The sequence below is a fragment of the Sphaerisporangium aureirubrum genome (assembly GCF_042658925.1).
In the GTDB taxonomy this organism is placed as follows: Bacteria; Actinomycetota; Actinomycetes; order Streptosporangiales; family Streptosporangiaceae; genus Sphaerisporangium; species Sphaerisporangium aureirubrum.
The window spans coordinates 71964-95784 of the sequence record NZ_JBHSRF010000014.1 but is presented as its reverse complement, the minus strand read 5'-3'; the positions used below and the strand labels follow the sequence as shown (position 1 = coordinate 95784).

Annotated in this window: 25 protein-coding genes, 1 tRNA gene, 3 pseudogenes and 1 riboswitch; of the genes and pseudogenes, 15 read left to right on the top strand and 14 right to left on the bottom strand. The window is 68.6% G+C overall.

Features of this window, described 5'->3' with window-relative positions:
- Positions 1 to 132 precede the first annotated feature (132 nt).
- The 5 genes from ACFP1K_RS13230 to ACFP1K_RS13210 all read left to right on the top strand — a co-directional run bounded on the left by ACFP1K_RS13230 (position 133) and on the right by ACFP1K_RS13210 (position 4536).
- Positions 133 to 447 (top strand): mycothiol transferase, encoded by a 315-nt coding sequence (locus ACFP1K_RS13230; RefSeq protein ID WP_380751428.1) that lies wholly within the window; start codon positions 133 to 135, stop codon positions 445 to 447.
- A gap of 131 nt (positions 448 to 578) precedes the next feature.
- Entirely contained in the window at positions 579 to 1655 is a 1077-nt protein-coding gene (locus ACFP1K_RS13225) for a low temperature requirement protein A (protein WP_380751425.1), read from the top strand.
- A 135-nt stretch (positions 1656 to 1790) separates the two neighbouring features.
- Complete coding sequence (locus ACFP1K_RS13220) at positions 1791 to 2714, top strand: CPBP family intramembrane glutamic endopeptidase (RefSeq protein ID WP_380751422.1); 924 nt, start codon at positions 1791 to 1793, stop codon at positions 2712 to 2714.
- Positions 2666 to 3910 (top strand): sensor histidine kinase, encoded by a 1245-nt coding sequence (locus ACFP1K_RS13215; RefSeq protein WP_380751419.1) that lies wholly within the window; start codon positions 2666 to 2668, stop codon positions 3908 to 3910. Before ACFP1K_RS13220 ends, ACFP1K_RS13215 begins: the two co-directional genes overlap by 49 nt.
- Complete coding sequence (locus tag ACFP1K_RS13210; RefSeq protein ID WP_380751416.1) at positions 3898 to 4536, top strand: LuxR C-terminal-related transcriptional regulator; 639 nt, start codon at positions 3898 to 3900, stop codon at positions 4534 to 4536. Before ACFP1K_RS13215 ends, ACFP1K_RS13210 begins: the two co-directional genes overlap by 13 nt.
- 11 nt (positions 4537 to 4547) lie before the next feature.
- Here the strand turns inward: ACFP1K_RS13210 and ACFP1K_RS13205 are convergent, their stop codons facing one another.
- Positions 4548 to 5099 (bottom strand): hypothetical protein, encoded by a 552-nt coding sequence (locus ACFP1K_RS13205; protein ID WP_380751413.1) that lies wholly within the window; start codon positions 5097 to 5099, stop codon positions 4548 to 4550.
- Positions 5100 to 5120: 21 nt separating this feature from the next.
- Positions 5121 to 6287 (bottom strand): integrase core domain-containing protein, encoded by a 1167-nt coding sequence (locus tag ACFP1K_RS13200; RefSeq protein WP_380751410.1) that lies wholly within the window; start codon positions 6285 to 6287, stop codon positions 5121 to 5123.
- Positions 6288 to 6981: 694 nt separating this feature from the next.
- Here ACFP1K_RS13200 and ACFP1K_RS13195 point away from each other — a divergent pair.
- Both ACFP1K_RS13195 and ACFP1K_RS13190 read left to right on the top strand, forming a co-directional pair.
- Positions 6982 to 7479, top strand: coding sequence for a SigE family RNA polymerase sigma factor (locus ACFP1K_RS13195; RefSeq protein ID WP_380751407.1), 498 nt, complete (start codon positions 6982 to 6984; stop codon positions 7477 to 7479).
- Positions 7476 to 8786, top strand: coding sequence for a TolB family protein (locus tag ACFP1K_RS13190; protein ID WP_380751404.1), 1311 nt, complete (start codon positions 7476 to 7478; stop codon positions 8784 to 8786). The genes ACFP1K_RS13195 and ACFP1K_RS13190 overlap by 4 nt, the downstream gene beginning before the upstream one ends.
- Positions 8787 to 9293: 507 nt before the next feature.
- Here the strand turns inward: ACFP1K_RS13190 and ACFP1K_RS13185 are convergent.
- Genes ACFP1K_RS13185 through ACFP1K_RS13165 form a run of 5 tightly spaced genes read right to left on the bottom strand, consistent with a single transcriptional unit; the run spans position 9294 to position 12762 of the window.
- On the bottom strand, positions 9294 to 10868 hold the full coding sequence (locus ACFP1K_RS13185; RefSeq protein ID WP_380751401.1) for a glycosyltransferase family 39 protein: 1575 nt from the start codon (positions 10866 to 10868) through the stop codon (positions 9294 to 9296).
- A complete protein-coding gene (locus tag ACFP1K_RS13180) occupies positions 10840 to 11457 on the bottom strand; it encodes an ABC-2 transporter permease (protein ID WP_380751398.1) in 618 nt (205 codons plus the stop codon). Before ACFP1K_RS13180 ends, ACFP1K_RS13185 begins: the two co-directional genes overlap by 29 nt.
- Positions 11454 to 11867 (bottom strand): hypothetical protein, encoded by a 414-nt coding sequence (locus ACFP1K_RS13175; RefSeq protein ID WP_380751395.1) that lies wholly within the window; start codon positions 11865 to 11867, stop codon positions 11454 to 11456. The genes ACFP1K_RS13180 and ACFP1K_RS13175 overlap by 4 nt, the downstream gene beginning before the upstream one ends.
- A gap of 3 nt (positions 11868 to 11870) precedes the next feature.
- Positions 11871 to 12356: an ATP-binding cassette domain-containing protein gene (locus ACFP1K_RS13170; protein WP_380751392.1), complete on the bottom strand. Its 486-nt coding sequence runs from the start codon at positions 12354 to 12356 to the stop codon at positions 11871 to 11873.
- Between the two features lie 4 nt (positions 12357 to 12360).
- Positions 12361 to 12762 carry a GntR family transcriptional regulator gene (locus ACFP1K_RS13165; RefSeq protein ID WP_380751389.1) on the bottom strand — a complete coding sequence of 134 codons (402 nt, stop codon included), beginning with the start codon at positions 12760 to 12762 and terminating at the stop codon, positions 12361 to 12363.
- 340 nt (positions 12763 to 13102) lie between these two features.
- Here ACFP1K_RS13165 and ACFP1K_RS13160 point away from each other — a divergent pair, with 340 nt between their 5' ends.
- Positions 13103 to 13363: a hypothetical protein gene (locus tag ACFP1K_RS13160; RefSeq protein ID WP_380751386.1), complete on the top strand. Its 261-nt coding sequence runs from the start codon at positions 13103 to 13105 to the stop codon at positions 13361 to 13363.
- Positions 13364 to 13474: 111 nt separating this feature from the next.
- Positions 13475 to 13579, top strand: a pseudogene (locus ACFP1K_RS13155) (hypothetical protein); the annotation flags it as partial.
- 207 nt (positions 13580 to 13786) lie between these two features.
- On the opposite strand, the pseudogene ACFP1K_RS13150 reads toward ACFP1K_RS13155, so the two are convergent.
- Positions 13787 to 13996 (bottom strand): annotated as a pseudogene (locus tag ACFP1K_RS13150) (HsdM family class I SAM-dependent methyltransferase); the annotation flags it as partial.
- Between the two features lie 150 nt (positions 13997 to 14146).
- Here ACFP1K_RS13150 and ACFP1K_RS13145 point away from each other — a divergent pair.
- Positions 14147 to 14623, top strand: coding sequence for a tyrosine-type recombinase/integrase (locus ACFP1K_RS13145; RefSeq protein ID WP_380751383.1), 477 nt, complete (start codon positions 14147 to 14149; stop codon positions 14621 to 14623).
- Positions 14623 to 15248: pseudogene (locus ACFP1K_RS13140) on the top strand (site-specific integrase). Before ACFP1K_RS13145 ends, ACFP1K_RS13140 begins: the two are co-directional and overlap by 1 nt.
- A 330-nt stretch (positions 15249 to 15578) precedes the next feature.
- On the opposite strand, the gene ACFP1K_RS13135 reads toward ACFP1K_RS13140, so the two are convergent.
- The 3 genes from ACFP1K_RS13135 to ACFP1K_RS13125 all read right to left on the bottom strand — a co-directional run bounded on the left by ACFP1K_RS13135 (position 15579) and on the right by ACFP1K_RS13125 (position 17525).
- Positions 15579 to 15652 (bottom strand) — tRNA-Lys (locus ACFP1K_RS13135).
- 59 nt (positions 15653 to 15711) lie between these two features.
- A complete protein-coding gene (locus tag ACFP1K_RS13130; protein WP_380751380.1) occupies positions 15712 to 16152 on the bottom strand; it encodes a hypothetical protein in 441 nt (146 codons plus the stop codon).
- A gap of 460 nt (positions 16153 to 16612) precedes the next feature.
- Positions 16613 to 16775: riboswitch (cyclic di-AMP (ydaO/yuaA leader) on the bottom strand.
- A gap of 204 nt (positions 16776 to 16979) precedes the next feature.
- Entirely contained in the window at positions 16980 to 17525 is a 546-nt protein-coding gene (locus tag ACFP1K_RS13125; protein ID WP_380751377.1) for a TetR/AcrR family transcriptional regulator, read from the bottom strand.
- 109 nt (positions 17526 to 17634) lie between these two features.
- On the opposite strand from ACFP1K_RS13125, the gene ACFP1K_RS13120 reads away from it, so the two are divergent.
- A complete protein-coding gene (locus ACFP1K_RS13120; RefSeq protein ID WP_380751374.1) occupies positions 17635 to 18477 on the top strand; it encodes an SDR family NAD(P)-dependent oxidoreductase in 843 nt (280 codons plus the stop codon).
- Between the two features lie 1342 nt (positions 18478 to 19819).
- On the opposite strand, the gene ACFP1K_RS13115 is transcribed toward ACFP1K_RS13120, so the two are convergent.
- Together ACFP1K_RS13115 and ACFP1K_RS13110 are read right to left on the bottom strand one after the other, a co-directional pair.
- Positions 19820 to 20218: an OsmC family protein gene (locus tag ACFP1K_RS13115; RefSeq protein ID WP_380751371.1), complete on the bottom strand. Its 399-nt coding sequence runs from the start codon at positions 20216 to 20218 to the stop codon at positions 19820 to 19822.
- 30 nt (positions 20219 to 20248) lie between these two features.
- Positions 20249 to 20524 carry a hypothetical protein gene (locus ACFP1K_RS13110; protein WP_380751367.1) on the bottom strand — a complete coding sequence of 92 codons (276 nt, stop codon included), beginning with the start codon at positions 20522 to 20524 and terminating at the stop codon, positions 20249 to 20251.
- Between the two features lie 150 nt (positions 20525 to 20674).
- Between ACFP1K_RS13110 and ACFP1K_RS13105 the strand changes: the two genes are divergently transcribed.
- Positions 20675 to 21052, top strand: a complete 378-nt coding sequence (locus tag ACFP1K_RS13105; protein WP_380751364.1) for a phage holin family protein — start codon at positions 20675 to 20677, stop codon at positions 21050 to 21052.
- Positions 21053 to 21071: 19 nt separating this feature from the next.
- Here the strand turns inward: ACFP1K_RS13105 and ACFP1K_RS13100 are convergent, their stop codons facing one another.
- The gene (locus tag ACFP1K_RS13100; RefSeq protein WP_380751361.1) at positions 21072 to 22082 is read right to left on the bottom strand and encodes a LacI family DNA-binding transcriptional regulator; all 1011 of its coding nucleotides are present in this window, start codon (positions 22080 to 22082) and stop codon (positions 21072 to 21074) included.
- 210 nt (positions 22083 to 22292) lie between these two features.
- On the opposite strand from ACFP1K_RS13100, the gene ACFP1K_RS13095 reads away from it, so the two are divergent.
- Both ACFP1K_RS13095 and ACFP1K_RS13090 read left to right on the top strand, forming a co-directional pair.
- On the top strand, positions 22293 to 23222 hold the full coding sequence (locus tag ACFP1K_RS13095) for an amidohydrolase family protein (protein WP_380751358.1): 930 nt from the start codon (positions 22293 to 22295) through the stop codon (positions 23220 to 23222).
- Positions 23219 to 23728, top strand: coding sequence for a cysteine dioxygenase (locus ACFP1K_RS13090; RefSeq protein WP_380751356.1), 510 nt, complete (start codon positions 23219 to 23221; stop codon positions 23726 to 23728). The genes ACFP1K_RS13095 and ACFP1K_RS13090 overlap by 4 nt, the downstream gene beginning before the upstream one ends.
- Positions 23729 to 23821: the final 93 nt, after the last annotated feature.

Below are 23821 nucleotides of genomic sequence, written 5' to 3'. Positions count from 1 at the left end.
GCGCCCGGGAATGTCGGCGCCGTCCGCTAGCGTGCGGCGCGCTCCGGTCGGCGAGACGACCGGCACGCGTCTCGATCCTCGCGAGGCCTCGCGGCGGCTCTTGGCGCCCTGATCGGCAAGGGAGTGGGCCCGGTGGACGACAGCGAGAAGAACGCGTTACTGATGTTCCTAGAGGCGCAGCGCGCCAGCGTGCTGGCGATCGTCGACGGGCTCGACGACAAGGCCCTGACCACCGCCGTCCTGCCCTCGGGATGGACACCGCTGGGCGAGGTCCTCGCCGCCACACCGCTGTCGGCGCCCCCGCGGGGACATCACCCCCCTCCGCTCGGGGACGAGATCACCGACCTGCGCCGGATCGTCCTGCACATGATCGAGGAGACCGCACGTCACGCCGGCCACCTCGCACGTGAGCTGCTCGACGGAAAGACGGGGCTGGGCCCTCGCTAGCCTCCCCGGGTCAGGTGTGATCGGTGGGCGGCCGTAACCTCATGTCCCTAATATGCCGACTGTCACAAGATCCCGACCCTCGCGAGGCTGGAAGGACCGACATGGCGGCCGCCTCAGGACCCGTGGCGCGGGTGAGCACGCTTGAGCTCTTCTTCGACCTGGTCTTCGTGTTCACCGCGACCCAGTTGACCGCTGTGCTGGCCGACCACCTGACCTGGACCGGCGTCGCCGAGGTCGTGCTCATGCTGACCATGATCATGTGGATGTACGGCGGGTACGCCTGGCTGGCCAACGCGATCGTCCCGAACAGCACGTCCCGCCGGGCCCTCATGCTGGTCGGGATGGGCGGCTTCCTCGTGATCGCGCTGGCCGTCCCGGACGCCTTCGCCTCGACCGGAGTGGCATTCGGACTCGGGTACTTCACGGCCATCGCCGTCCACACCGCGCTGTTCGGGTTCGCCGGCGGCCCCGAGATATTCCGGGCGTTCCGGACGCTGGCCCCGCTGAACCTCGTCAGCGCGACGCTCGTCCTCGCCGGCGGGTTCGCCCCGGACGGCTGGCGCTGGGGCCTGTGGCTCCTGGCCGTCGCGGTCCAGCGGGCCGCGCCGTACATCGACCCGATCGACAAGTTCACCATCGCGCCGTCACATTTCGTGGAGCGCCACGGCCTGATCATCATCATCGCGCTCGGCGAGTCACTGGTGGCCATCGGGGCCGGGGCGGAAGGCGTGGAGCTGAACCTGCCGGTGGTGCTGGTCGCCCTGCTCGGCCTGTCGCTCGCGTACCTGATGTGGTGGGTCTACTTCGGCGGCGACGACACCCGGGCCGAGTCCGCCCTCGACGCGGTAGAGCCACGTCAGCGGGTCCGCGCCGCCTTCAACGCCTACGGCCTGGCCTACCTCGGGCTCCTGGCCGGCATCGTCGCGGTCGCGGCCGGCATCAAGAAAGCAGTCGGCCACGCCACCACCCACCTGGAGCTCCCCCAAGCGGCATTCCTGGCCGGAGGCCTGGCCCTGTACCTGTCAGCCGACGTGGCGTTCCGGCGCGTCCTCCGCATCGAACGAGTCCACTACCGAGCGGTGGCCGCGGTAGCGGCCCTGGCCACCATCCCGCTGGGAATCTTCCACGCACTCGCCCAGCTCACCGCACTGGTCGCCGTACTGTCCGGAATGCTCTACCTGGAGTCCCGCGCCGACGCGAGACGGTAGTCGCGTCTTGGACGCTCCGCTCCGGCGAGGACGGCGGGGCGCTTCGCGCTGGCCGGCTGGTACAGCAGGCTGTAGTCCGAACTCGGTGGCGGCCTGTATATCGCGCGATGTCCGCGGCGCGGAAACATTTCAGGCGTGCCCCCAGACAAGAGCAGACCCGTTCGGACATTTCTCCGCCGGCATCCTTTGACCGGATTCTTTCTCCTCGCTTACGGCCTCAGCTGGCTGGCCTGGCTGCCGTACATGCTTTCCGAGGACGGGCTGGCGGTTTTTCGCTTCCGCTACCCGTCGGTGCTCGGCACGTCGCAATTCCTGGGCGTCATGCCGGGGGCGTATCTCGGCCCCATCTTCTCCGCGTACCTGATGACCCGGCTTCTCGAAGGGCGGCCGGGAGTCCGGCGGTGGCTGCGCGCGTTCCTCAGGTGGCGGGCCGGCGCGCGGTGGTACCTGCTCGCCCTCGCCGGGGTGCCCGCGATCATGGTGACGGCGACGTTCGCGCTGCCGGGGGCGGCCGGCGCGCTGAGCCTGCCCGCGGCACCCGCCGTTCTGGCGTTCCTGCCGATGCTTCTCGTGCAACTCGTCACCACGGGACTGGCGGAGGAACCAGGGTGGCGGGAATACGCTCTTCCCCGCGTACAGCAACGGTACGGCCCCATGGCCGGCGCGCTCATTCTCGGGCCGCTCTGGGCCGGGTGGCACCTCCCGCTGTTCCTCACCGGCTGGAGAATGGGCGCATCCGCGCTCGGGACGGTGGTGGAGTTCCTTCTCTTCACCCTGGTGCTCAACATCGTGGTCACCTGGCTGTTCAACAGCACGCGGGAAAGCCTTCCGGTCGTCATGCTGTTCCATGCCAACATCAACAATTTCGGCTCCGTGCTGTGGCCGGCGTTCTTTCCCGCGATCCCTGTGCTGGACAGCAGGTACCTGGTCGGGTTGATCGGCTTCGGCGCTCTCGCCCTGGTGATCGTCGTCGCGACGCGCGGCAGACTGGGCTATCGAAGGATGGAGACATGCGCGAACGCTGGGCAGAGGTACGGCGCGGCGGCCGATATCTGTTGATCGGCCTGCCGACGGCGGTGGCGACGATGCTCGTCCTGCCGGTTCTGGCCGTCTGCGCGCTCCCGGCGGTGGCGTGCGGGCTCAGATCGACGGTGTTCTACCGGATCCCGGCAGGCCTGCGACGGTGGGCCGAATGGCACCGGCGCCGCGCCGCCGCGTCACTGGGCATTTCCATTCCCGCACGCCCGGCGGTCCCGCTCCCGTCCCAAGGAGTTCGTACGCGGTGGCGGCTGTTGCTGGACGACGCGGAGACCGCGCGGGACCTGCGCTGGACGCTGTGGCAGGTGGCGATCGGCGTCCCTCTGGGGCTCTTGGCGCTGGCCTGCGTGGGCGGAGCCGTGTTCCCCCTGGTGGGGGCACCGTTGTGGTGGGTGTTCCCGGCCGAGGAGCCGCAACGGTTCATCGGCGTTCCTGTGACCGGGTGGAGTGGCGCACTGGCCATGGGCGCGACGCAGGCCGTCGTCGCCGGGGCGGTGTCGTGGTGGGCCGTACCGTGGCTCGCACGCCGGCATGCGCGCGGTTGCCTGGCGGTGCTGGCGCCGTCGGCCGAGGAACGGCTGACCGACCGGATCGGCGAGCTGGCGCAGAGCCGGGCCGGCGTGCTGGACGCGCACGCCGCGGAGCTGCGCCGCATCGAACGTGACCTGCATGACGGCACGCAGGCCAGGCTCGTCGCCATCGCGATGCGGCTGGGCCTGGCCAGGGAGTCGCTCCCCGGCGGAGCGGACGCGCTGGCCAGGTTGCTCAAGGAGGCCCACGAGGGTGCGGAGGAGGCCATGACCGAGCTCCGCGACGTCGTCCGCACGATCTATCCGCCGATCCTCGCCGACCGGGGGCTGGCGGGCGCGGTATCGGCGCTGGCCGCGCGGGCGGGGATCCCCGTCGAGGTGGAGCTCGGCGAGCTCGGCAGGCTGCCCGCGGCGGTCGAGACCTGCACCTACTTCATCGTCGCCGAAGCGCTCACCAACGCCGCCAAGCACAGCGGCGCCGGCCGGGTGCTGGTCAGGGTGGCACGGCGCGACGACCGGTTGCTGATCGAGGTGACCGACGACGGCAGAGGCGGGGCGGACGAGAGTTCGGGCACCGGCCTCGCCGGCGTCCGCCACCGGGCGGCGGCCCTCGATGGGACCGTACTGGTGTCCAGCCCGCCCAGCGGGCCCACCACCATCACCGCGGAGCTACCGTGCGCGTCGTGATCGCCGAGGACAACGTCCTGCTCGCGTCGGGCCTGGAACTTCTTCTGGGCAGCAGGAACATCGAAGTCACGGCCCTCGTCACCGACGTGCCCGGACTGCTGGACGCCGTGGAACGGCACCGGCCGACCATTGTGATAGCCGACGTGCGGCTGCCCCCGTCATTTCGCGACGAGGGAATCAAGGCGGCGCTGGAGCTCCGGCGGCGGCACCCCGGCCTGCCCGTACTGGTGCTGTCGCAATACGTGGAGAAGGTGTACGCCCGCGAACTGCTCTCCGACGGCACCGGCGGCGTCGGCTACTTGCTCAAGGACCGGGTGAGCCGGGTGGGCGAGTTCATCGACGACCTGCGCCGGATCGCCGGGGGCGGCACCGTCATCGATCCCGAGGTCGTCGCCCAGCTCATGGGTACAGGCACCGTCTGCTCACTGAGCGATCGAGAACGCCAAGTGCTGGCACTGATGGCGGGGGGACTCGGCAACACCGAGATCGGCGAACGCCTGTTCATCACGGACAACGCCGTGCACAAGCACATCGGCAACATCTTCGGCAAGCTCGGACTGCCGTCGACCCACACCGGCCATCGCCGCGTCCTGGCCGTGCTCGCCTACCTCGACGAGGGCCGGTGAGCTTCGGCGCCTCACCAGAGCGAGAAGAAGCTGCGTAGCGGGTGGGGATGGTACGAGTCGAACAACGCGAAGTTGATGAAGGGGGTGGACGCCACCGCGAGCAGGGCGAAGGCGCGGTTGAGCTCGGTCATCGATCGCAGACGACGGCGATTGCCCTCGGTGTCGGTGGCCGCGTCAGCGGACGCGTTCTCCGCCCCGGAGACGGACGGGCCGGCCGGGGATTCGCCGCGTGAGAGCAGCTTGCCGACCAAGGCCGCGGCGCCGGTGAGAACCGTGCCGGCGACGAGCACGTCCTTGGCGGTCACCATGAACTTCGCGTCCCTGCCCAGGGACCGGCCGTACAGAGTTCTTCGCTCACTCAGCCATCCCGCCGCGATGGCGGCGTTGACGAGCAGGTCGTACATGGAGTCGCTCATGCCGGGCCGGACGCCGGTGGCCGTCTCGGCGGGCTCACCGGCGGCTTCGGGCCGTTCGCCGTTGCGGGCGAACTCAGGTCTGCCGAACGCGGCGGCCGCCAAGCCGAGGCGGCCCACCGAAGCGGTCGCGGTCTGCGCGATCGTCATTGTCCTCACCGCCGGTTTCCGTCAGGTGAACAGCCGGAAGATCGCTCCAGGCCGGTAAGAGCGCAGGACTTTGAAGTTCACGCTGGGAGTGAGACCGATCGCACCGGCCGCGAAAGCTCGGTTCAGCCTCTTCATCACCGTGAACCAGCGGTAGTAGCGTTTCCCGCGCCGGGACGCGCCGGAGGCGAGATTGCCCTCCGCGTCCAGCGGCAGCCCCTGTGGGAACTCATGCTTCACGAGCTGACCGGCCGCGACGGTCGCGATGTTCGTGAGCGCGGATCCGATGACGGCGAGATCCTTCAGCCTGACCGCGTCATCGGTCGCCTGATCAAGGTGGCGTTGCGTCCTCAGGGTGTGCTGCTCGATGAGCCAGCCCCCCGCGAGCATCGTGTTCGCCGCGACATCGTACCTGCTCCACAGTCCCCTGCCCCCGGCGTGCCCTGCCTCGCTGGCTCGCAGTCCTTCACGACCGCCGACGAGCGCGGCGGCAGCGCCCAACTGATGGATGGACGCCGCGGAAGTCGTGAGCAACCGTCGGTGTACGTTCAGGTCGGCGACTGTGGCCGGATCTGTGGTTGGGTCCGGGCTGGCGCGTAGTGGAGCCACCTGGTCCAGGGCTTGATGGGGTCTGTGCTGGTTGTAGAACTCCTCATACTCGCGCAGGGCATGCCGTAGGTGGCGTTCGTTCCAGAGCAAGCAGCAGTCCAGGAGCTCGCGGCGGCACGACTGCACCCACCGTTCCATGACCGAGTCCATCCGCGGGATACAGATACCGGTAAGCACCGTGTGGATGCCGGAGTCGGCGAGGATCTCCTCCATGAGGGCCGGGAACTTCCCGTCCCGGTCCCTGATCAGATAGCGAGCCCGGCAGCCGGCGTCCTCCAGGTCCATCACGAGATTCCTGATCGCCTGGATGACCCGGGTGGCGGTCGGCTGGGCAGTGGTGCCCAGCACACGGACCCGCCTGGTGGCGTGCTCGCTGACAGCCAGAATGTATTGCCGCTGCCCGTTCAGGATGACGGTCTCGATGAAGTCGCAGGCCGGCAGCGCGTCGGCTTGGGAACACAGGAAATCGGCCCACGTAGTGGATGCCCGCGCCGGGGAGGGATCCACGCCTTCCTGCTTGAGGATCTCCCAAATGGTGGAAGGCGCGATCTTGATGCCGAGAGTGGTGAGCTCGCCGTGCACTCGCCTGTAACCCCACGAGGGATTCTCCCGGACCAACCGCAGAATGAGCACACGGATGGAGCGCACGGTGGGCGGGCGCCCCTGCCGCTTGGGCCGGCAGGTACGGGCGTGACGCCGCTTCAGCAGATCGCGGTGCCAGCGAAGGACCGTATCCGGACGCACGAGCAGGCGCAGTCGGCGTAGGACCTGGCGGGGCAGAGATGCCAGGAGCGCGGCGAGGAAGGCGCGATCCTCCGGAGCGAACCTCACTTCGGTCTCCGCGCCGAGCTGTCTTTCAAGAATGGTGATCTAGTGGCGCAGAGCAAGAATTTCGACGTCCTTGTCCCTATCCCCCATCGGCAGCAGCCGCAGCGCGGCAAAGGCGTTCGTGACGGTCAGATAGGCCAGGCGAAGGAGCACAAGTGATCATCCTGCCTCACTCGGTCCCCGCTCAGATGGCTGGAGATCGCGTCACGCCAAGCGAAACCCTACAAGGCTATGACCTGGCCAGATGGCAATATCGGCAGGCGCAGTGTGCGCATCGTGGGCGCCCCCATCCACCCACACCCCTTCGCAGCCTGCCTGGCCTCCGGCGGAGGCTTATCGTTCAATTCCGGCCGGGGCAATCCACAAGACCCCGAGAAAGCATTCGCCGAGTGATGCAACATCTTCGTCCCTTCGGCCGTCTGGAACGTGACTACCGAAGGGACTACAAGTGGATGACGAACCCGGCTTCGACAACTTCGTGGCCGAGCAGACGGACGCGCTGCTCCGCTACGGATACGTCCTGACGGGAAACCCACATGACGCCGCCGACCTGGTCCAGGAAGCACTGGTACGGCTGTGCAGCGCCTGGCCGAGGGTGAGACGCAAGGACAGCCCGCACAGCTACGTCCGAACCACGATGGCGCGGTTACACATCAGCGTCTGGCGGCGGCACAGGCGTGAACACCTCATCGGAGAGCCGCCGGACCGGGTTCACCACGAAGTCTTCCCTCTCGATGAGGACCAGGGTCTCTGGGAAGAGCTGGCCGCGCTGCCCCGCAGACAGCGTGCCGTGCTGGTGCTGCGCTACTACGAACAGCTCAGCGACGCCGAGATCGCCAAGGTGCTCGGCATCTCTTCCGGAACCGTGCGCAGCCAGGCCTTCCGGGGCCTGGACAAGCTGCGTTCCTCCCTCGTCTCCTCACCGATCCACAGGAGCATGCGATGACCGATCTGGAAGACAAACTGAGCCGTGTCCTTTCTGGGGCGGCGCATCGTGCGCCGCAGGCGCCGGCCGGGCTGCTCGCGACGGTCAAGACGCGCCATCGCCAGCGGCGGGCCCGGACCGCCGCCGTGCACGCGGCCGCGGCCGTGGTCCTGGTGGCAGGCGGGGTGGGCGTGGCGGTGAGGGCCCTGGGCGCGGCGGCCGAGCCGCACCCAGCGGTAAGCACGACCGGCGACGCCGAGCCGCCGGCGGACAAGATTCCGCCGCCCGTCGAGAAGGTGTGGCCGCAGGCTGTACACAAAATCCCGGCCAAGCTGCCCGATGGCCGCGCGTACTACCCGCAGCTACTCCTCGACGATCGCACGCTACTGGTCATGACGGGCGTGAGTGACGGAAAGCGTCAGTTCCTGTGGAGCTACGACCTGCGCACTGGCCAGCCCAGGCAGATCGCCGAGATCCCCCCGACCAAGGGATCGGCGATCTTCGCCGACGGTGTCGCCGCCGGTAGCGGCAGCATCGTCTGGTGGGCGTCCTATAAGGAGGCGGGCGGCCCGCGGGTCGCCCGGATCTGGACGGTGCCGGCCGCTGGCGGCCAGCCTCGGCCGGTGACCGACGTCCCCCTCGGAAACGTCATGAAGCAGGGGCACATCAACGGGCTGACGGTGACGAGTTCGGACGTGGTCTTCGCCTACGAGAAAGGCGGGGTTTACCGGGTACCCCTGAGCGGGGGCTCGCCGCAGCCGGTGAAGGGCGCCGAGCAGCACCACATCCTGCAATGGCCATGGGTGGGCATCCACCAAGGAAAGGCGATCTTCCGCGAGCTGCTCAACGTCGAGACCGGTGAGCGGCGCGACGCCGTGGTCAAGGCCGACGAGGAGGTCAGGTGCGGCGTCGACCGGTGCACGGGCGTGGCCGTGCGATACAAGACCGTCAAGGTCAAACGCCCCCGCGACAGCTCCGGCAAGGAGATCAAGTGCGGCACTCGCCGGTGCCCGGACACGGTGCAGACCCAGACCATCCTGCGTAGGTTCGTCCGCGACCGAGACGGTTCTCACGAGCGCCACCTGCCAAGCACCTTCCAGCAAGGCGACGACGCCAGCCTGGAGCGCTTCTTCAAGGTTACGTTGAGGGGACCGGGAAACCAGGCCGTCCTGACGCTCTACGACGCCGACACTGGCAGGTCTGCCGATCTCGGCGTACGGCCGGATGCGAAAGGAACCATGGCGATCCCCGACGGCGGCCTCGACCGGCTGATGACCTACCCGATCAAGAACGAGATGTACGTCCTGGACCTGGCCGCGATCAAGTAGGGCGGCACTGAGCCGCGGCCGTGTCCGTCATAGGACCGGCCGTGCCTGCGGATGCCAAGGCTGGTCAAAGTGGCACGTCTACACCTTCATCGCCGACAAACCGGTCGAGACGCTGAAGGGGAAGATCAAGGCACTGACCCAGAAGTTGTCACATCTCGACTACAAGAGGGGGCGCATGGTGAGCGCGCGAGGGATCTGCTCCGGACGGCAGCTTTGATCCTCTCCGAGCCAGGACGGTTCCCCGCGGGAGTGAGGTCGTGCAAGCGTGCTGTAGAAGCGCGCTGGACAGTATCTTCAAGCTGTCCCCGTCCGACGTTGAAGGTGTTAGGGCGACTGAGGCCCGTGTGATCGCGGGCGCTGAAACGGTGGTCGGTCTCGACCAGTGACCCGGCCAGCCGCTGCGTGGCGGCAGCTCGAAGCAGGTGACAGTGACTGTCTCGGCGGGAGCCGTGCCAGTGAACGCAGTCGAGATGCCGATGGCTTCACCAGGCCTGCGGGCGTGGTGTGTCAGCTGATGGTGCGCAGAGCGGGCCAGATCGTCGTCCACGGGGCACGGGTGCTGGTGCATACCGTGACCGGTCTGCCCTGTTCGCCGTTGTCGATGCCAAGCTGGTTGTCGATATGGGCGACATCCCGGCAGCCGGCGAAGTACTGGGCCCAACTGGCCGGTCGCCAATCCCCGACGTGGACGACAGTGGTGCGGGCGGCGGGTGGAGGTCCCCAGCTCCAGTAGGAATTGTGACCCGAGTAGACCGGCGGCAGTCCTTGGCCGAGGAGAACGAGGGCGCTGGCCTCGCTGTAGTCATTGGTCAGGATCACCGCGTGGTCGCGCTGCTCCGGGGGCAGGGCGGACACGACCTGCGCCACGGTGGCGACGAACTGCGGCCAGCCGATCTGATTGGCCACGTCGGGCACGGTGGCGGGCAAGGTGGTCCTGGCGTAGTCGGCGACCGGCAGGACTGGCAGGGTCAGCAACGCGATCAACCCGCCGGAGGTGATGGCCGCCGCGGCGAACCCCGCGGTCTTGAGCAGTCGATGGCCCCGGGCGATCCACCCGTCCAGGACGATCCCGCCGGCCGCCATGAACAGAGAAGCGCTGCCGATCACGTAGTACGTCTTGCCGCCGCTGACGAGGTCCAGGGCCAGCGCCACGAGGGCCGCGACCCCGAGTGGTCGCCACGGCGCGGCCGCCCGCGACCCCAGCACCCAGACCAGGCCGGCGATGCTCACGGGGAACAGCAAGGGACCGGTGAACAGCCACAGGAATGGCAAGACCTGGGCCCGGTTCGTCGCGGCGTACCCGGCGATCTGCGAGGCCATGGTCAGCTGCGGCCAGCCGTGTACGGCCTGCCAGGCCAGATTCGGTGCCCACCCGATGGCCGCGATGGCGGCCGCGGCCCATGCCCACCGCGAGCGCACGACTTCCCAGCGCCGGCACAGCAGCACCCCGACGGCGAGGCCCGCGGCGAGAAACAGCAGTGTGTCCTTGTTCTCCAGCCCAATGCCCGCACCCACCCCCACTGCCACCCATAGCCGCCGGTCGCCGCCGGCGAGCACCCGAACGAGCAACCCCAGCACCGCCGCCCATACCAACAGGTCCAGCTCCGTGGTGGTGTTCAGATGCCCGGCCGCGAGGTAGCCCGAGACGCCGGCCGTCAGCGCGGCCAGCACCTGCGCCCGGCGGGAGCCGCCCAGGTCACGGGCGACGAACCCCACGATGACCACAACGAAAGCCATCTCCAGCGCCGGCAGGATCCGTGTGGCCGTCGGCGAGACGCCAAGGAGCGCGGCCCACGCCGCCGACAGCAACGGGGTTAACGGGGGCTGATCCACGTACCCGAACGCCGGATGTCGCCCGGCCGCGATGAAGTAGAGCTCGTCGCCGTGGAAGCCGTACGCCCCCGACAGGCTGAGCAGTCCGGCGAGCATCAGCCCGGCAGTCAGCCACACGGGCCACGGCACCGTCCACCATCGGGAGGCAACCAGCGTGACGTGCAGGCCGACGGGCGGATGCGGAAGCGACAAGACTTCCACGTCCGGCGGCGGTGCCATGTCAGGCGCCTTGCCGTTGCCGGGAAGCATGCGACGCCAGGGTGGCGGACGCTGCGATCGCGGCGCCGCCGGCCACCCAGAACAGGGCCAGCCAGTCCCGGATCGACTCGATGTCCAGGTGGAGTCGGACAACGCCGGCCAGGAGCAGCGCCACCGGCATGGTGGTGGCTAGGAGGTTGATTCGGGTGTAGCCGAATCTGATCAGCAACGGGAGTTGAATCGAGATGTTGACTGCGAACAGCGCCCAGCACAGGGTCAACAGCGTTGCCACACTTCTGCCGAACGGTATGCCTTGGGCCTGCGCGAGGAGAGCAGCCAGAGCGGTACCGGCGATGGCGACGACGAAAAAGCTCATCAGGGCCCAGGCGTAGTGCCCGAGCAGCACCGTTCGGCGCGGCAGGGGCAGCACGGCGTACAGGGTCTGCAGGTCCGCCTTGTCACCGACGACGAACGGCTGCGCGGTGAGAATCGGCGCGAGCACCAGCGCGAGCGTCGGTACGAGAACCACGGGGTTGCGGGAGTCGATCAGGACGATCGCTCCGAACACCAGCAGGCCCGGGATCCGATACGGCGCAATGGTACGCAGGTGGAGCAGCGTCATCCGGGCGACGGCGGTCATGCGAACTCCTCCCGTCGGCCGTTGGGCACGGTCGCCGCTGAGTTCCTCGACGACACTCCGATGTGGACGGCGATCTCCTCGAGGGTGGGAACCTCGACCAGGACGCCCCCGCCGAGAAGGTCGGCCTCCTCGGTGCGGACCAGCGCCTGCGCCGTGGTGGACGACCGCTTGACGCCGATCAGCTCTACGCCGACAAGGTCGATCAGCTCGTCCGGACCGGCCCGCACCACCCGGTAGCCGTCCAGGATCTCGTCCTTGCGGCCCGTCCGGACGACCCGACCACCATGGATGAGCGTCACGAAGTCGCCGATGCGGTCCAGGTCCGTGGTGACGTGCGTGGAGAACAGGACACTGTGCCCCTCGTCAAGAAGGAAGTCCCCGATGATACCGACGAGCTCGTCCCGAGCCACGGGTCAAGACCGCTTCGGCTCGTCGAAGACAAGGAGCCGCGCCCGGTGCGACAGCGCCACCGCGATCATCAGCTTCATCCCCATGCCGCGGGAGATTTCTTTGACCTTCGCCCGCGGGTCCAGGCCGAACTCCGCGAGCAACTGTCGATATCGGACGCTGTCCCAACGGTCATAGAAGGGCCGCAGCGTCCGTTCGACCTCAGCCAGCCGCCAATCGCCCACGAGATAGGTGTGATCGAGCACCACCCCGACGTCCTGGCGCAGCGCCGCCGGTCCGGGCACCCGATGGCCCAACAGCTCGATCTCTCCCGTCTCGATCCCGCGCATGCCCAGCAGGCAACGAATCGTCGTCGTCTTGCCGGCACCATTGGCACCGATCAGGCCCATGACGTAGCCGGTCGGCAGCTCGAAGCTCACATCACGCAACGCGAAGCCGTTGCCCACCGCGCAGCCCACTCCACGCAGGGCGAACGCGAGATCGCCGTTCACTGATTCATCCCTCCTGAGCTGAGGCGTACTCATGCCCGGCCTGGAGCAAGCCGTCCAGGATCTGAATAAGACCGTCACGATCCAGGCGAGCCAACAAGGCGGCGTCTAAGGCGGCCTGCAGACCGTCCTCCACCCGGCGCAGCAGCTGCTCGCGTACCAGGGCCGAGTCCAGCGGCAGAACATAGGCGCCCTTGCCGGGGACCGTGACGATGAACCCCTCCGCAGCCAACTCCGCGTAGGCGCGGGTCGTGGTTATAACGCTGATCCGCAGATCACGAGCAAGGACCCGTACAGACGGCAGAGCGCTGCCCTGTACGAGCTCCCCCGACAGGATGGCCGCACCGACCTGTTCCTTGATCTGTTGATATAGGGGCACGCCACCGCTATTGGACAACACCACCCGCACGACGACCTCCGTTCGCCTATATCTGTACATAGCGACTATATACAGCCAGTACGGTAGTTGCACAAGGACCCAGGAGTCGGGGGCCGACCGGCCGGGATGTCGGGCACGTGAGCGGGCACGCCGTGCCCGCCAGACCTTCCCGGTTAAGCCGGCCGACTACTAGGAGGGCTATTGCGCCGGGTAATGCGCTACCAAGCGGTGAGCTGCTCGGGTCCGGGTCGCTGGTCCGGGCCGCAGACCTCGAACAGCCCCAGCTGGTCCGTGGCCGGCTCGTGCCCGTGCAGCTTCAGGCACCGCTTGCAGGTGACCTCTCCTCGGTCGGGGTGCGCGGCGGGCGGCGGTGGCGAAGCCGCGGCGCAGGCTGTGCCCGGTCCAGCGGCCTTCCAGCTTGGCGGCGGTGGCGATGCGGGTGACGACGTCGGAGCTCATCCGCCCGTCCGGGTCGCCGATCAGGCGCCCGCCCCGGGTCAGCGGCGGGTTGATGCGGCCGCGCCGGTCGATGCGCACCAGCAGCGGCCCGGAGGTTCGCCCGGCCTCGGCGAGCGTGGCCACCAGGGCGCGGACGGCCCGCACCGGGCAGGTGGCCGGGTTGGCGCCGTAGGGCACGGCGGTCTCACCAGGTTGGAGCCTTAGCGACTCAGGTGCCGCGAAGTACGGCGCGGATGCACGACGCGGAGCTTTCCACGAGCAGCAAGTAGCCAAGGCGCTCGAGCTGTGGCTGGCGAGCCGCTCCGACCACTTCCACCTCCTTCACGACCTAGATGGGTTTCATCAGGTGCAAGGAGGCGGCCTGGACCCGTTCAGCCTGGGCACCTCCAACATCGACCACCTGGTGCTGACCGGCGACACGTGGCTCATCATCGACGCGAAGGGATGCGGCGCGGGAACGCTGGGGCTCGACCCCAAGGGCAAGGGCGTCCTCGTCAAGACAGACGGCACCGTGGTGCCACAGAAGTGGCTCGATGCTGGGCGAGCCTACTCTCGCGGCGGCGTTATCTACCGCCTCACCGATGCGACCGCCGCGGGCCTTCAGGAGGTTCGCGGAGGCGATGAGCATGCCGCCCGACCCGCAGGTCGGGTCGTACACCGACTCGAAGCCCTTGGGGTCCAGGACCTCGACGATCAGCTCGACGACCTCGCGCGGGGTGAAGAACTGGCCGGCTCGGATACCGGACCCATCGGAGAACCGCTTCAGCAGGTACTCGTACGCCCCACCGAGCACGTCGTGGGACATATTGCCCTCGTGCATCTTCGGGGTGCGGTCCATCGCCTGCATTACCGCCGCCAACACCTCACCCGACAGCACCTCTTCGGAGGTCCAGGTCATGGATCCGAACAGGCGGGAGAACTTGTCGGGGTTGGCAGTCTCGCCCGCAAACGCAAAGTGGCCGACAACACCCGCCGCAGCTACGAAAGCCATATCCGGCTGTACCTGATCCCGCACCTGGGCCGCATCCCCATCGACCAGCTCACCGTCACCCACTTCACCGACCTGTTCGACGCCATCGAAGAAACCAACGACATCATCCGCCAGGCCCGCACCAGCGCCGACCCCGCGCTCCGCGCCACGATCAAAGGACGGCGCGTGGTCGGCCCCACCTCCCTGCACCGCATCCGCGCCACCGCCCGGCACGCCCTCAACATCGCCATCAAGCAAGACCGGCTGATCGACTTCAACCCCGCCGCCGTCGTCGAACTCCCACCCGCCAGCAAACCCCGGCCCCTGGTATGGACCCCGAACGCGTCCACCACTGGACCACCCAGCACACCCACCACCAGGCCCAAGCCCGCCGACGCACCGCCGGGCACCGGGCCGGTGTCATCGACATCTACATCTCCACCCCACGCCCCTGCCCGGTGATGATCTGGACACCCGAGCACACCGCCGCCTTCCTCACCTACGCCGCACGACACCGCCTCTACGCCCTGTACCGCCTGATCGCACTACGCGGACTCCGCCGCGGCGAAGCCTGCGGCCTGCGCATCGCCGACCTGGACCTGGACCACGCCACCGCCGCCATCCGCTGGCAGATCACCCAACTCGGCTGGGAAACCGCCCAAGGCACCCCCAAAACCGACGCCTCCAACCGCACCATCGCCCTGGACACCGAAACCGTCACCGCCCTGCACACCCACCTGGACCGCCACCAACACAAACGCCAGATCACCGGGAACATCTGGACCGAGACCGGGCTGGTGTTCACCACCCCGACCGGCACACCCCTGCACCCAGCCCGGGTAACCGAGCAGTTCCACTGGCTGAGCTACCAAGCCGGCCTGCCCCCATCCGGCTGCACGACCTGCGGCACGGCGCCGCCTCCATGATGCTCGCCGCCGGAATCGACATCGAAATCGTCAAAGAAACCCTCGGCCACACCTCCTCCGCCTTCACCCGCGACACCTACATCACCGTCTACCCCGACATCGCCCACACCGCCGCCCAAACCACCGCCGCCCTACTCCCCCACCCCACCACCACAACCTGAACCCCCAGGCACCAACACCCCGGCTGCGCCCCCTGTACAACAGGACGCAGCCGGGATTCCCTCTTCACCCGCCACCACCCCGATCAACGTCACGCCGAACACCGACCAGACCGCCACCCGACTCCGCCTGCCACCACTGCCGCAACTACTACACCCCTACATGCCGGAGCAGCAGACGTCACCGACCGTAACCAGTCAGGGAAGATCGTCGATCATGCAATCGACACGACGCCGACACAAGAGCACACAACGAGCCCACACAGGCACCAAAACACCACTGGGCACCCTCCACATCGTGGAGAATGCCCAGGTCAACGGTGTACTGCTGGGTGCGCCGCCAGGGACTCGAACCCCGGACCCGCTGATTAAGAGTCAGCTGCTCTAACCAACTGAGCTAGCGGCGCATCGGCTACGGCGACTTTAGCAGTAGTGGCGGGGGTGCGCACATCGGTGGGGGTGGGGGTCAGTTGGTGGGGGTGGGGGCGGGGTTTTGGTCGTACTTGCTCCAGGCGCCGGCGCTGAAGGGGACGGGGCGGTTTTTCTTGCCGGGGCCGTCGCCCCACTTGGTGATGACGTAGCTGATCTCGATGTGGCCGGCGTCGAAGCCCTGGACCATCAGGGTGGAGTCGTTGAAGGTGCCGCCGGTCAGCTCGGCGAACGTCTTGGCGTCCATGTCGAGCATGACGCCGCTGTCGGAGGGGATGCCGGGGCCGCGGTCGCCGATGAAGAAGGGGGCTTCCTTGTCCTTGTAGACGACGTAGCCCTCGGTGCCCAGCGGCCAGCTGGGGCTCGCGAAGAGGCCCTTCTGCATCGGCTTGCCGATGGCGGGGAGGCCGGTGTCACCGGCGCGGCCGGAGGCGTCGTCCCAGAAGTAGGAAGCGGTGGTGGAACCCTGGAGCAGCATCGGGGGAACGATGCGGGTGGATACGCCGGGAGGCGGGAGCTTCTGGGCGTGGGCCGCCACGGCGTTCGCGCAGAAGACGGTGCTGAAAGCAAAGGCCGCTCCGGCGGCACCACAGGCCATTCGTTTCTTCGAGGACATACAGAAAAAAGTCATGGGGTATGAGGATCTTTCATCAGAAGACACGGAGCCACGGGCCGGTGCGGTTGGGGACACCGGTTCGGGATAGGGACAGCGCTCTCAGACCCGACGTTTGTGGGTCGGCCTGAGATGCGGCACGAAGGCGCGTTGTCACGTAAGGCCGGTTAGCGGTGGCCGATCGCCACCACGTCACACTGCTGGCGATATCTGTTCGCCTGGTGGACGGCTGCTATAAGCCGATATTTCCGCCGCTTCTGACGGCGAGATCCGGGGTCAGGTCACCCGGGTGGTGAGCTTGGGGGGAGTGGGGTGCTCCACTCGGGTCTCCTCTCCGATCACGTCTACCGGGTTAGCTGACGGGTTCGGGCTAGAGAGTCGCCCTACCGCGGACGTGTTCCACGTCCCGCGGATTCACCCCAGGTAATGATTGGGTCCCCGGTTCCCTCGGGCCCTGCGGGCCGGTTGGGATTCGACGCCGGGTGGCCGCCTTCCGACTGAAGACCAGGTCACCACCCGATGTGGGTAAAACCTTACCCTCTAAGTCAGGACAAAGCAAACGAAGTCACTACAAAGCATTATAAGATCTACCTATCAACCACAAACCCCTATAAAACAGGCATTTTCTGTCACTCGGACTACAGCTCCCAGGGTGTGGCACGGCCCCCCAATCCCGTGTCGATCACCGGACGTCACCGCCGCCCGACCCCGTTCAGCAATGTGTCGACCACGAGGTCCGCGGCCTGCGGCGGCTCCAGGTCCGGGAAGCGATGGGCCGCGCTGTCTACGAGGTCGTCCAGGACGGCGCGGGCCCAGGGGACGGGCACGCCGGCCCGCAGGAAGCCCTCGTCGGACACCCGCTGGACGAACGCGTCCAGCCGACGGCTCAGTTCCTCGCGGCGCGAGTTCGCCGCCGGCTCGGCGCTCATCAGGCGGCGGGTGTCCAGCGGCCACTGACGGCTGACCGGGATGATGCCCTCGACGTAGCGGTGCAGGGCCACCGGCACCGGAGCCTCGGTTAGGCGGGCCTCGTCGAGGACCCGCTCGGAGGAGTCGAGCTTCGTCGCGAAGACGGCGGCGAGGAGGGCCTCCCGGGTGGCGAAACGCCGGTAGACGGTGCGCCGGTCCACCCCCGCCTCCGCGGCGATCGTCGCGATGCTCGTCGCCGGGTCCTCGGCCAGCAGGCGGGCCCCGGTACGCAGCACCGCGTCCAGGTTGCGGGCGGCGTCAGCTCTCATGTCGCCTCCGGGTGAAGATAAAGCTTCCCAGTGGTGGGGAAATAAGCGTCACTACCGCCACGTTAGTGTGACAGTTAGCGCGACTCTCTTGAGGCGAAGGAAGCGGATCATGTCCAAGAACTGGCTCATCACCGGCAGCTCGCAAGGGCTCGGACGGCGGCTCGCCGAGGTCGTGCTCGGCCGCGGCGGGCGGGTGGTCGCGGCGTCCCGGCGGCCCGAGCTGCTGGACGACCTCGGTCGTCAACACGGTGACCGTCTCCTCTCGGTGGCGCTCGACGTCACCGACGCCGAGGCGGCGCGCGCGGTGGTCGCGGCGGGCGTCCAGAGGTTCGGATCACTCGACGTCGTGGTGAACAACGCAGGCTACGCCACGACGGCTTCCGCGGAGGAGTTCCCGGAGGACGAGTTCCGCGCCCAGATCGAGGCCAACTTCTTCGGCGCCGTGAACGTGACCAAGGCGGCACTCCCGGTCCTGCGCCGACAGCGCTCCGGCCACATCGTCCAGATCTCCTCCGTCGGCGGGCGCGTAGGCGGCACCCCCGGCCTCAGCGCCTACCAGGCCGCCAAGTTCGCCCTCGCGGGCTACTCGGAGGCGCTCGCGAACGAGGTGGCACCCCTCGGCATCAAGGTCACGATCGTCGAGCCCGGCGGCATCCGTACCGGCTGGGCGGCCGGCGCGTCGAACGCCGCCGCGACCGTGGGACCCGACTACCAGGAGACCGTCGGCGAGCGGCTGCGCTGGATCGCGGGCTACGTCGGCAACGAGCTGGGAGACCCCGTCCGCATGGCGGAGGTCATCGCCGACGTCACAGAGGCCGGAGACCCACCACGGAGACTGCTTCTCGGCTCGGACGCGGTAGACATCACCCTGCGCGTCGAGGCGGATCGAACCGCCGAAACCGAGAAGTGGGCCGAGATCAGCCGCTCCACCGACTTCACCCCCACCGCCTGACCCGTCCCCACACCAGGCCGGCGCCCCAGCCGCCCCGATCCCGACGCGCACGTCCCGGAAATGGGTGCGGGCCCGCCAATGGGCCGATCCCGGGAGCTCTGCCGTCCACCCAGGCCGTGGCCGACGTCGGGCCCTGACGTGAACTCGAGCCCTGACGTGAACTCGAGCCCGGACATGGGTCGGGGCCGGGCAGTCCCCCGCCTGCCCGGCCCCGGTTTTCACGGTCCTGCGCCGATGTCTTCCCCCAAAAACATCGGGCGGTCCCGCAGTACGGACGCGGTCCCCCACCGCGCCCTTGTGGCAGAAAGCTCCTTGTGCGCTCTGGTTTCGAGCGCTGGTGCATCCCCCTTGACCTGCCTTAACACTACATACCGGGGCCTGAGGCGCTCGTCATCGGAGGGTATAGATTCCGTCTAACTCGCGGGGGATCGCCAGGTAGGCCGGGACCGCCGATTGGGTGGTCTATTCGCGGGTTCCGACCAGAACTCGCCCACGAGCCCCGCCGTTCCTCCCCCGGCGGTACGGCCTTCACCCGCGCCCAATGATCCCGTTCCCACCGCACCCGAGATGATCCCGTCCACGCGAGGACCGGTTCGAAGAACGGGTGACCCGCCGCAAGACGGCGCCGAATTCGCCGTACCACGTCCCGCCGTACCGGCGCCGGTTCGAACACCCTCTCCGGAAGGACGGGGGCGAGCGCCGCGACAGGCGCTTCCGCCCCCGTCCGACGTCCCCGGGCTACCGTGGACGTCACCGCCCTGGGCGACACGTCCACCCCGTGGGCGTTGCCGGCCCACTCGTCGTCGTGGGGTGCGATGGTGTCACCCGCTGTGGTGACGGGCCTCGGTGTCCGTGATCACGAGCCATCCTCGATCACCGTCATCTATCGATGGTAGGAGGAGAGCGCGTTCACGTTGCATACCAAGACCTGCGGAGAGCCCGGCAGACTCGGGGGGTGCGGGGGTGTCCTCCGCACAAGAACAGCCCTTGCGGCTTTCCGCGCGAAGCGCACCCACTGCAGGGACCATCTCCAGGGGCGAACGGCCAGGTCTCGCCCTGGCCCAGCAGCACGAGGTCGTGACCGGTCGGCAGCGCTCGCCCCCGACCACCGCCATCCTTCGACGAGGCAGGAGGAGAGTGCGTTTCACGTTGCATGCCAAGACCTGCAGGGAGACCGGCAGGGTCGGGGGTGCGGGGGTGTCCCCCGCATAAGAACAGCCCTTGCGGCTTTCCGCGCGAAGCGCGCTCACCGCAAGGACCATCTCCAGAGGCGAACGGCTGGGTCTCGCCCTGGCCGCGCTCGCCCAGCAGCAGGGCCGCGGCCCCGGTGGTCGGCGCGTGGTTAGGGCTCGAAGGTTACGTGGACGGGGGTGCCCTTTTGGAGGGTGTTGCTGACTGTGCAGTAGTTGGCGTGGACTCGGGTGGCTACGTTGCGGAAGACTTCTTCGGCTTTTTCGTCGTTTTCGGGGAGTTGTACCTCGTAGGTGATGGTCACCGGGCCGAGGAGGTTGGGGGTGCCTTTTTCGGCTTCTATGGTCATGGAGAGCTTGGCGAGGCGGTGGCCGCGTTTGGCTGTCAAGGGCTCTACGCTGACGATGTTGCAGCCGCCTACGGCGGCGAGGAGGAGTTCTACGGGGGTGAAGACACCTTCGGTGTCGCCGCTGCCGATGGGTACCTCTGCGCCGCGGCTGTTGCGGGCTACGAAGCCGTCGTCTGTTCGTTCCACGTTGACCGATGCCATAGGGCAGAGCCTAGGGCCGGGCGGGGACGCTCAGGCGTCGGGGTGCTTGGAGAGGTAGTCGATGTAGACGGGGCGCAAGGCCTCGCCCAGTTCGCCCTCGCCGGCGCCCATGGCGTCGCTCAGCAGGGCGGAGACGCGGCTGAGGTCCCTGGCGGCCTCCTCCGAGTGGCCGCTGGCGGCTTCGGCGGCGGGGATGACCTTGAGTAGCTCCCATAGGAAGCCCAGGTCGCCGTGCGCCACGGCGTAGCGCACGGCCCGGTCGTGCAGTTCCTTGGGCGACAGTGCCTGCAATTCGTCCTGGTCCATTAAGGATCACCCCTCTTTCACCCCTTTCCCCGTGCTCTGAGGGATATGCAGATCAGTCGGCCCGGCGCCGGGACGCAGGAGGAGGTTTCCGGCTTCCACCTGCCCTTCCGCCCTACCGATCATCGGGTGCCGCGTGCCACCATCAGGGGCGTGAAGATCATTGTCAAGATCCTTATCGTCGCGGGAGCGCTGTGGGCGGCCACACGCCTGATCCCGGGGATCACCGTCAGCGGTGACACCACGGCGAAGACGGCCGCAACACTGCTCGCCGTCGCCCTCATCTTCGGCGTGGTGAACGCCGTCCTGAAGCCGATCATCAAAACCCTCGGCTGCGCGTTCTACGTCCTCACCCTGGGCCTGTTCGCCCTGATCGTGAACGCGCTGCTCCTCCTGCTCACCAGCTGGATCGCCGAGGAGATCGATCTGCCGTTCCACGTGGACGGCTTCTGGCCCGCCTTCTGGGGCGCGCTGCTGGTCGGCCTGATCACCTGGGTGCTCGACATGCTCCTCGGCCTGAACGAGGACTGAGAAAAAAAGGGGAAAGGGACTAGCGGGGCGGGCCCACCGAGCCCCGTTCGCGCAGGGCGGGCTCCTGGATGATCCGGCGCCTGCGGGTGCGCCCGTCGGCCGCCGCCACCACCAGGCGTACGGCGGCCCGGACGATGCCGTCGATGTCCCAGTCCACGGTGGTCAGGGCGGGGGTGAGCAGGCCGGACATCGGGTGGTCGTCGTATCCCATGACGGAGATGTCGCCCGGCACGTCCAGGCCGAGCTCGCCCGCCGCCGCGTACACGCCGTAGGCGATGGAGTCGGAGAAGCAGAAGGCCGCGGTGGGCCGGGCGGCCGAGCTCAGCAGGGCGCACGCGGCCTCGGTGGTGGCGGCCAGGCCCTGCGGGGCGGGCACCACGTCGATGCGCAGGCCGAGCCGCTCGGCCTCGGCGGTCACGTGCACGTCAGCGGGCCGGTCGGGTGTGCTGGGCCGGGTCGAGGTGAGCACGGCGACGTGGCGGTGACCGCTCTCCCGTAGGTATTCCAGGGCCATCGTCACGCCCCGGCGGTTGTCGAAGACCACCTCGCCCGCAGTGCGCGCACCGGTCAGCGCGTCGCCGATCGCCACCACGGGCAGCGTCTCGGCCAGGTCTGCCCACAGCGCGGCGGCCGGGTCGACCGGCTGGACGATCATGCCGTCCACCCGCTGGTCGCGCAGCTGGTGGGCGAGGGTGCGCTCCCTCGCCGGGTCGCCGGCGGCGTCGAGGATCAGCGCGTAGCGGTCCTTGTCGCGCAGCGCGCGTCCGATGCCGACCGCGAGGGACTGCTGCCAGAGGTCCTCCAGCGACCCGCACAGCAGGCCGATCATGCCGGTACGGCCGCTGGCCAGGGCGCGTGCGATGGGGTCGGCCTCGTAGCCGAGCTCGGCGGCGGCCTGGCGTACCCGCTCGATGGTCTCCTCGGAGACCTGCATGCCGCGCAACGCATACGAGACAGCCGCCGGCGAGAGGCCGGTCGCCTGAGCCACCTCGCGGATGGTCGCCCGCTTGCGCGGCTGGGAGCGCGGCACCGCCCCAGCTTATGCCCAATCACCGCGCCTGAAAGGCATCCGTTATCTCAGCCAGTGGGCAGCCGGTTGACGCGGAGGCGGGTGAAGCGGTTCACTGAAACGTATCAGTGAACCGTTTCACCTGCCCGGATGAACGCCTCACCGGCCCAGATCTAAAGCCTACTAACCGAGTAGGTTTTACAGGGTACACTGGAGGCGAGGAGGTGACCAATGGCCACGGACGTACACCAGCACATCTGGACGCCCGGCTTCGTCGCGGCGCTGCGCGAACGCGACACCCCGCCCTTCCTGGACGGCTGGACGCTCCACCTGGACGGCGAGGAGCCGTACCGCACCGACCCGCGCGACCACGACGTCGAGCGCCGCCTCGCGCTCGACCCGGACCTCGACCTGGCCCTGGTCTCCCTGTCCAGCCCGCTCGGGGTGGAGCACCTGCCGCCCGCCGAGGCCTGGCCCCTGCTGGACGCCTACCACGACGGCGCCCTGGCCCTCCCCGCCCCCTTCGGCGCGTGGGCCGGCACCTGCGTCACCGAGATCGCCCCCGCGAGGACCGCCGCCGCACTGGACCGCGGCTTCGCCGGGCTCCAGCTCCCCGCCACCGCCGTCCAGGACGCCGCCGGCCTGGCCCGCGTCGCCCCGCTGCTGGACCTGCTGGAGGAGCGCGACCTGCCGCTGTTCGTCCACCCCGGCCCCGCGAAGGCCCCCGGCACCCCCGCCTGGTGGGCCGCGGTCGTGCCGTACGTCCAGCAGATGCACGCCGCCTGGTACGCCTTCCAAGCCTTCGGCCGCCCCCGCCACCCCCGGCTGCGCGTGTGCTTCGCGCTGCTGGCCGGCCTCGCGCCGCTGCACACCGAACGCTTCATCGCCAGAGGCGGCTCGACCAGAGGAGTCGTCGACCCCGACGTGTTCCTGGAGACCTCGTCGTACGGCCACCAGGCCATCGACGCGATCACCAGGGTGACCGGCATCGAGGTCGTCGTGCTCGGCTCGGACCGCCCGTACGCGTCACCCGCCGAAACCCTGCTCGGTACGGCCGCCGAGCAACAGATGCGGTGTACCAACCCGGCCCGCCTCCTCGGCGCGGCCGGGACCCCCGCCACCACATCCGTTTCTGCCAAAGAAGGAGCCGAACCCCGATGAGCTGGGAGTCATTGCCCGACCGATTCCTGGACCCGCGTGAGCTGCGCGACCTCGTTGACGACCTCGCCGCCCAGCCGGAGCTGTGGGCGCACCAGGTCGCGTTCGGGGAGCACGGCGAGGCGCGCCACTACGCCTCGCTCTACCGCGACTCGTACGTGGACGTCTGGCTGATCTGCTGGCGCCCCGAGGACGACACCGGCTGGCACGACCACGACGTCTCCTCCGGCGCGGTCCGGGTCGTCGCCGGCGCGCTGAAGGAGTCCAACCCGCGGATCGGCGGCGCGCACCTGGAGACGCTGCTCCCCGAGGGCAAGACCATGTCCTTCGGGCCCGAGCACATCCACCGCATCAACGGCCACGCGGAGACCAGCGTGTCCATCCACGCCTATTCGCCCCCGCTGTGGCGCCTCGGCCAGTACTCGATCTCCGACGACGGTGTCATGCGCCGCGCGTCGGTCAGCTACGCCGACGAGCTGCGCCAGGCCCCGCAGGAGGCGCTCGTCTAGCCCTTCGCGGGGTTCCCCGGCTCGGGGCTCAGTGGGGGACGGCGCCCGGGGGCGCCGGGGACACATGGGTCCCGAGCCAGGGAGTGATGAGCC

Excerpts from the sequence above, each read along its gene's own strand:
- ACFP1K_RS13130 (WP_380751380.1), bottom strand. The coding sequence starts at position 16,152 with ATGCTGCTCCAGGGTTCCACCACCGCTTCCTACTTCTGGGACGACGCC.
- ACFP1K_RS13215 (WP_380751419.1), top strand. The coding sequence starts at position 2,666 with ATGCGCGAACGCTGGGCAGAGGTACGGCGCGGCGGCCGATATCTGTTG.
- ACFP1K_RS13110 (WP_380751367.1), bottom strand. The coding sequence starts at position 20,524 with ATGGACCAGGACGAATTGCAGGCACTGTCGCCCAAGGAACTGCACGAC.
- ACFP1K_RS13180 (WP_380751398.1), bottom strand. The coding sequence starts at position 11,457 with ATGACCGCCGTCGCCCGGATGACGCTGCTCCACCTGCGTACCATTGCG.
- ACFP1K_RS13095 (WP_380751358.1), top strand. The coding sequence starts at position 22,293 with ATGGCCACGGACGTACACCAGCACATCTGGACGCCCGGCTTCGTCGCG.
- ACFP1K_RS13115 (WP_380751371.1), bottom strand. The coding sequence starts at position 20,218 with ATGGCATCGGTCAACGTGGAACGAACAGACGACGGCTTCGTAGCCCGC.
- ACFP1K_RS13120 (WP_380751374.1), top strand. The coding sequence starts at position 17,635 with ATGTCCAAGAACTGGCTCATCACCGGCAGCTCGCAAGGGCTCGGACGG.
- ACFP1K_RS13185 (WP_380751401.1), bottom strand. The coding sequence starts at position 10,868 with ATGCTTCCCGGCAACGGCAAGGCGCCTGACATGGCACCGCCGCCGGAC.
- ACFP1K_RS13090 (WP_380751356.1), top strand. The coding sequence starts at position 23,219 with ATGAGCTGGGAGTCATTGCCCGACCGATTCCTGGACCCGCGTGAGCTG.
- ACFP1K_RS13125 (WP_380751377.1), bottom strand. The coding sequence starts at position 17,525 with ATGAGAGCTGACGCCGCCCGCAACCTGGACGCGGTGCTGCGTACCGGG.
- ACFP1K_RS13205 (WP_380751413.1), bottom strand. The coding sequence starts at position 5,099 with ATGACGATCGCGCAGACCGCGACCGCTTCGGTGGGCCGCCTCGGCTTG.
- ACFP1K_RS13190 (WP_380751404.1), top strand. The coding sequence starts at position 7,476 with ATGACCGATCTGGAAGACAAACTGAGCCGTGTCCTTTCTGGGGCGGCG.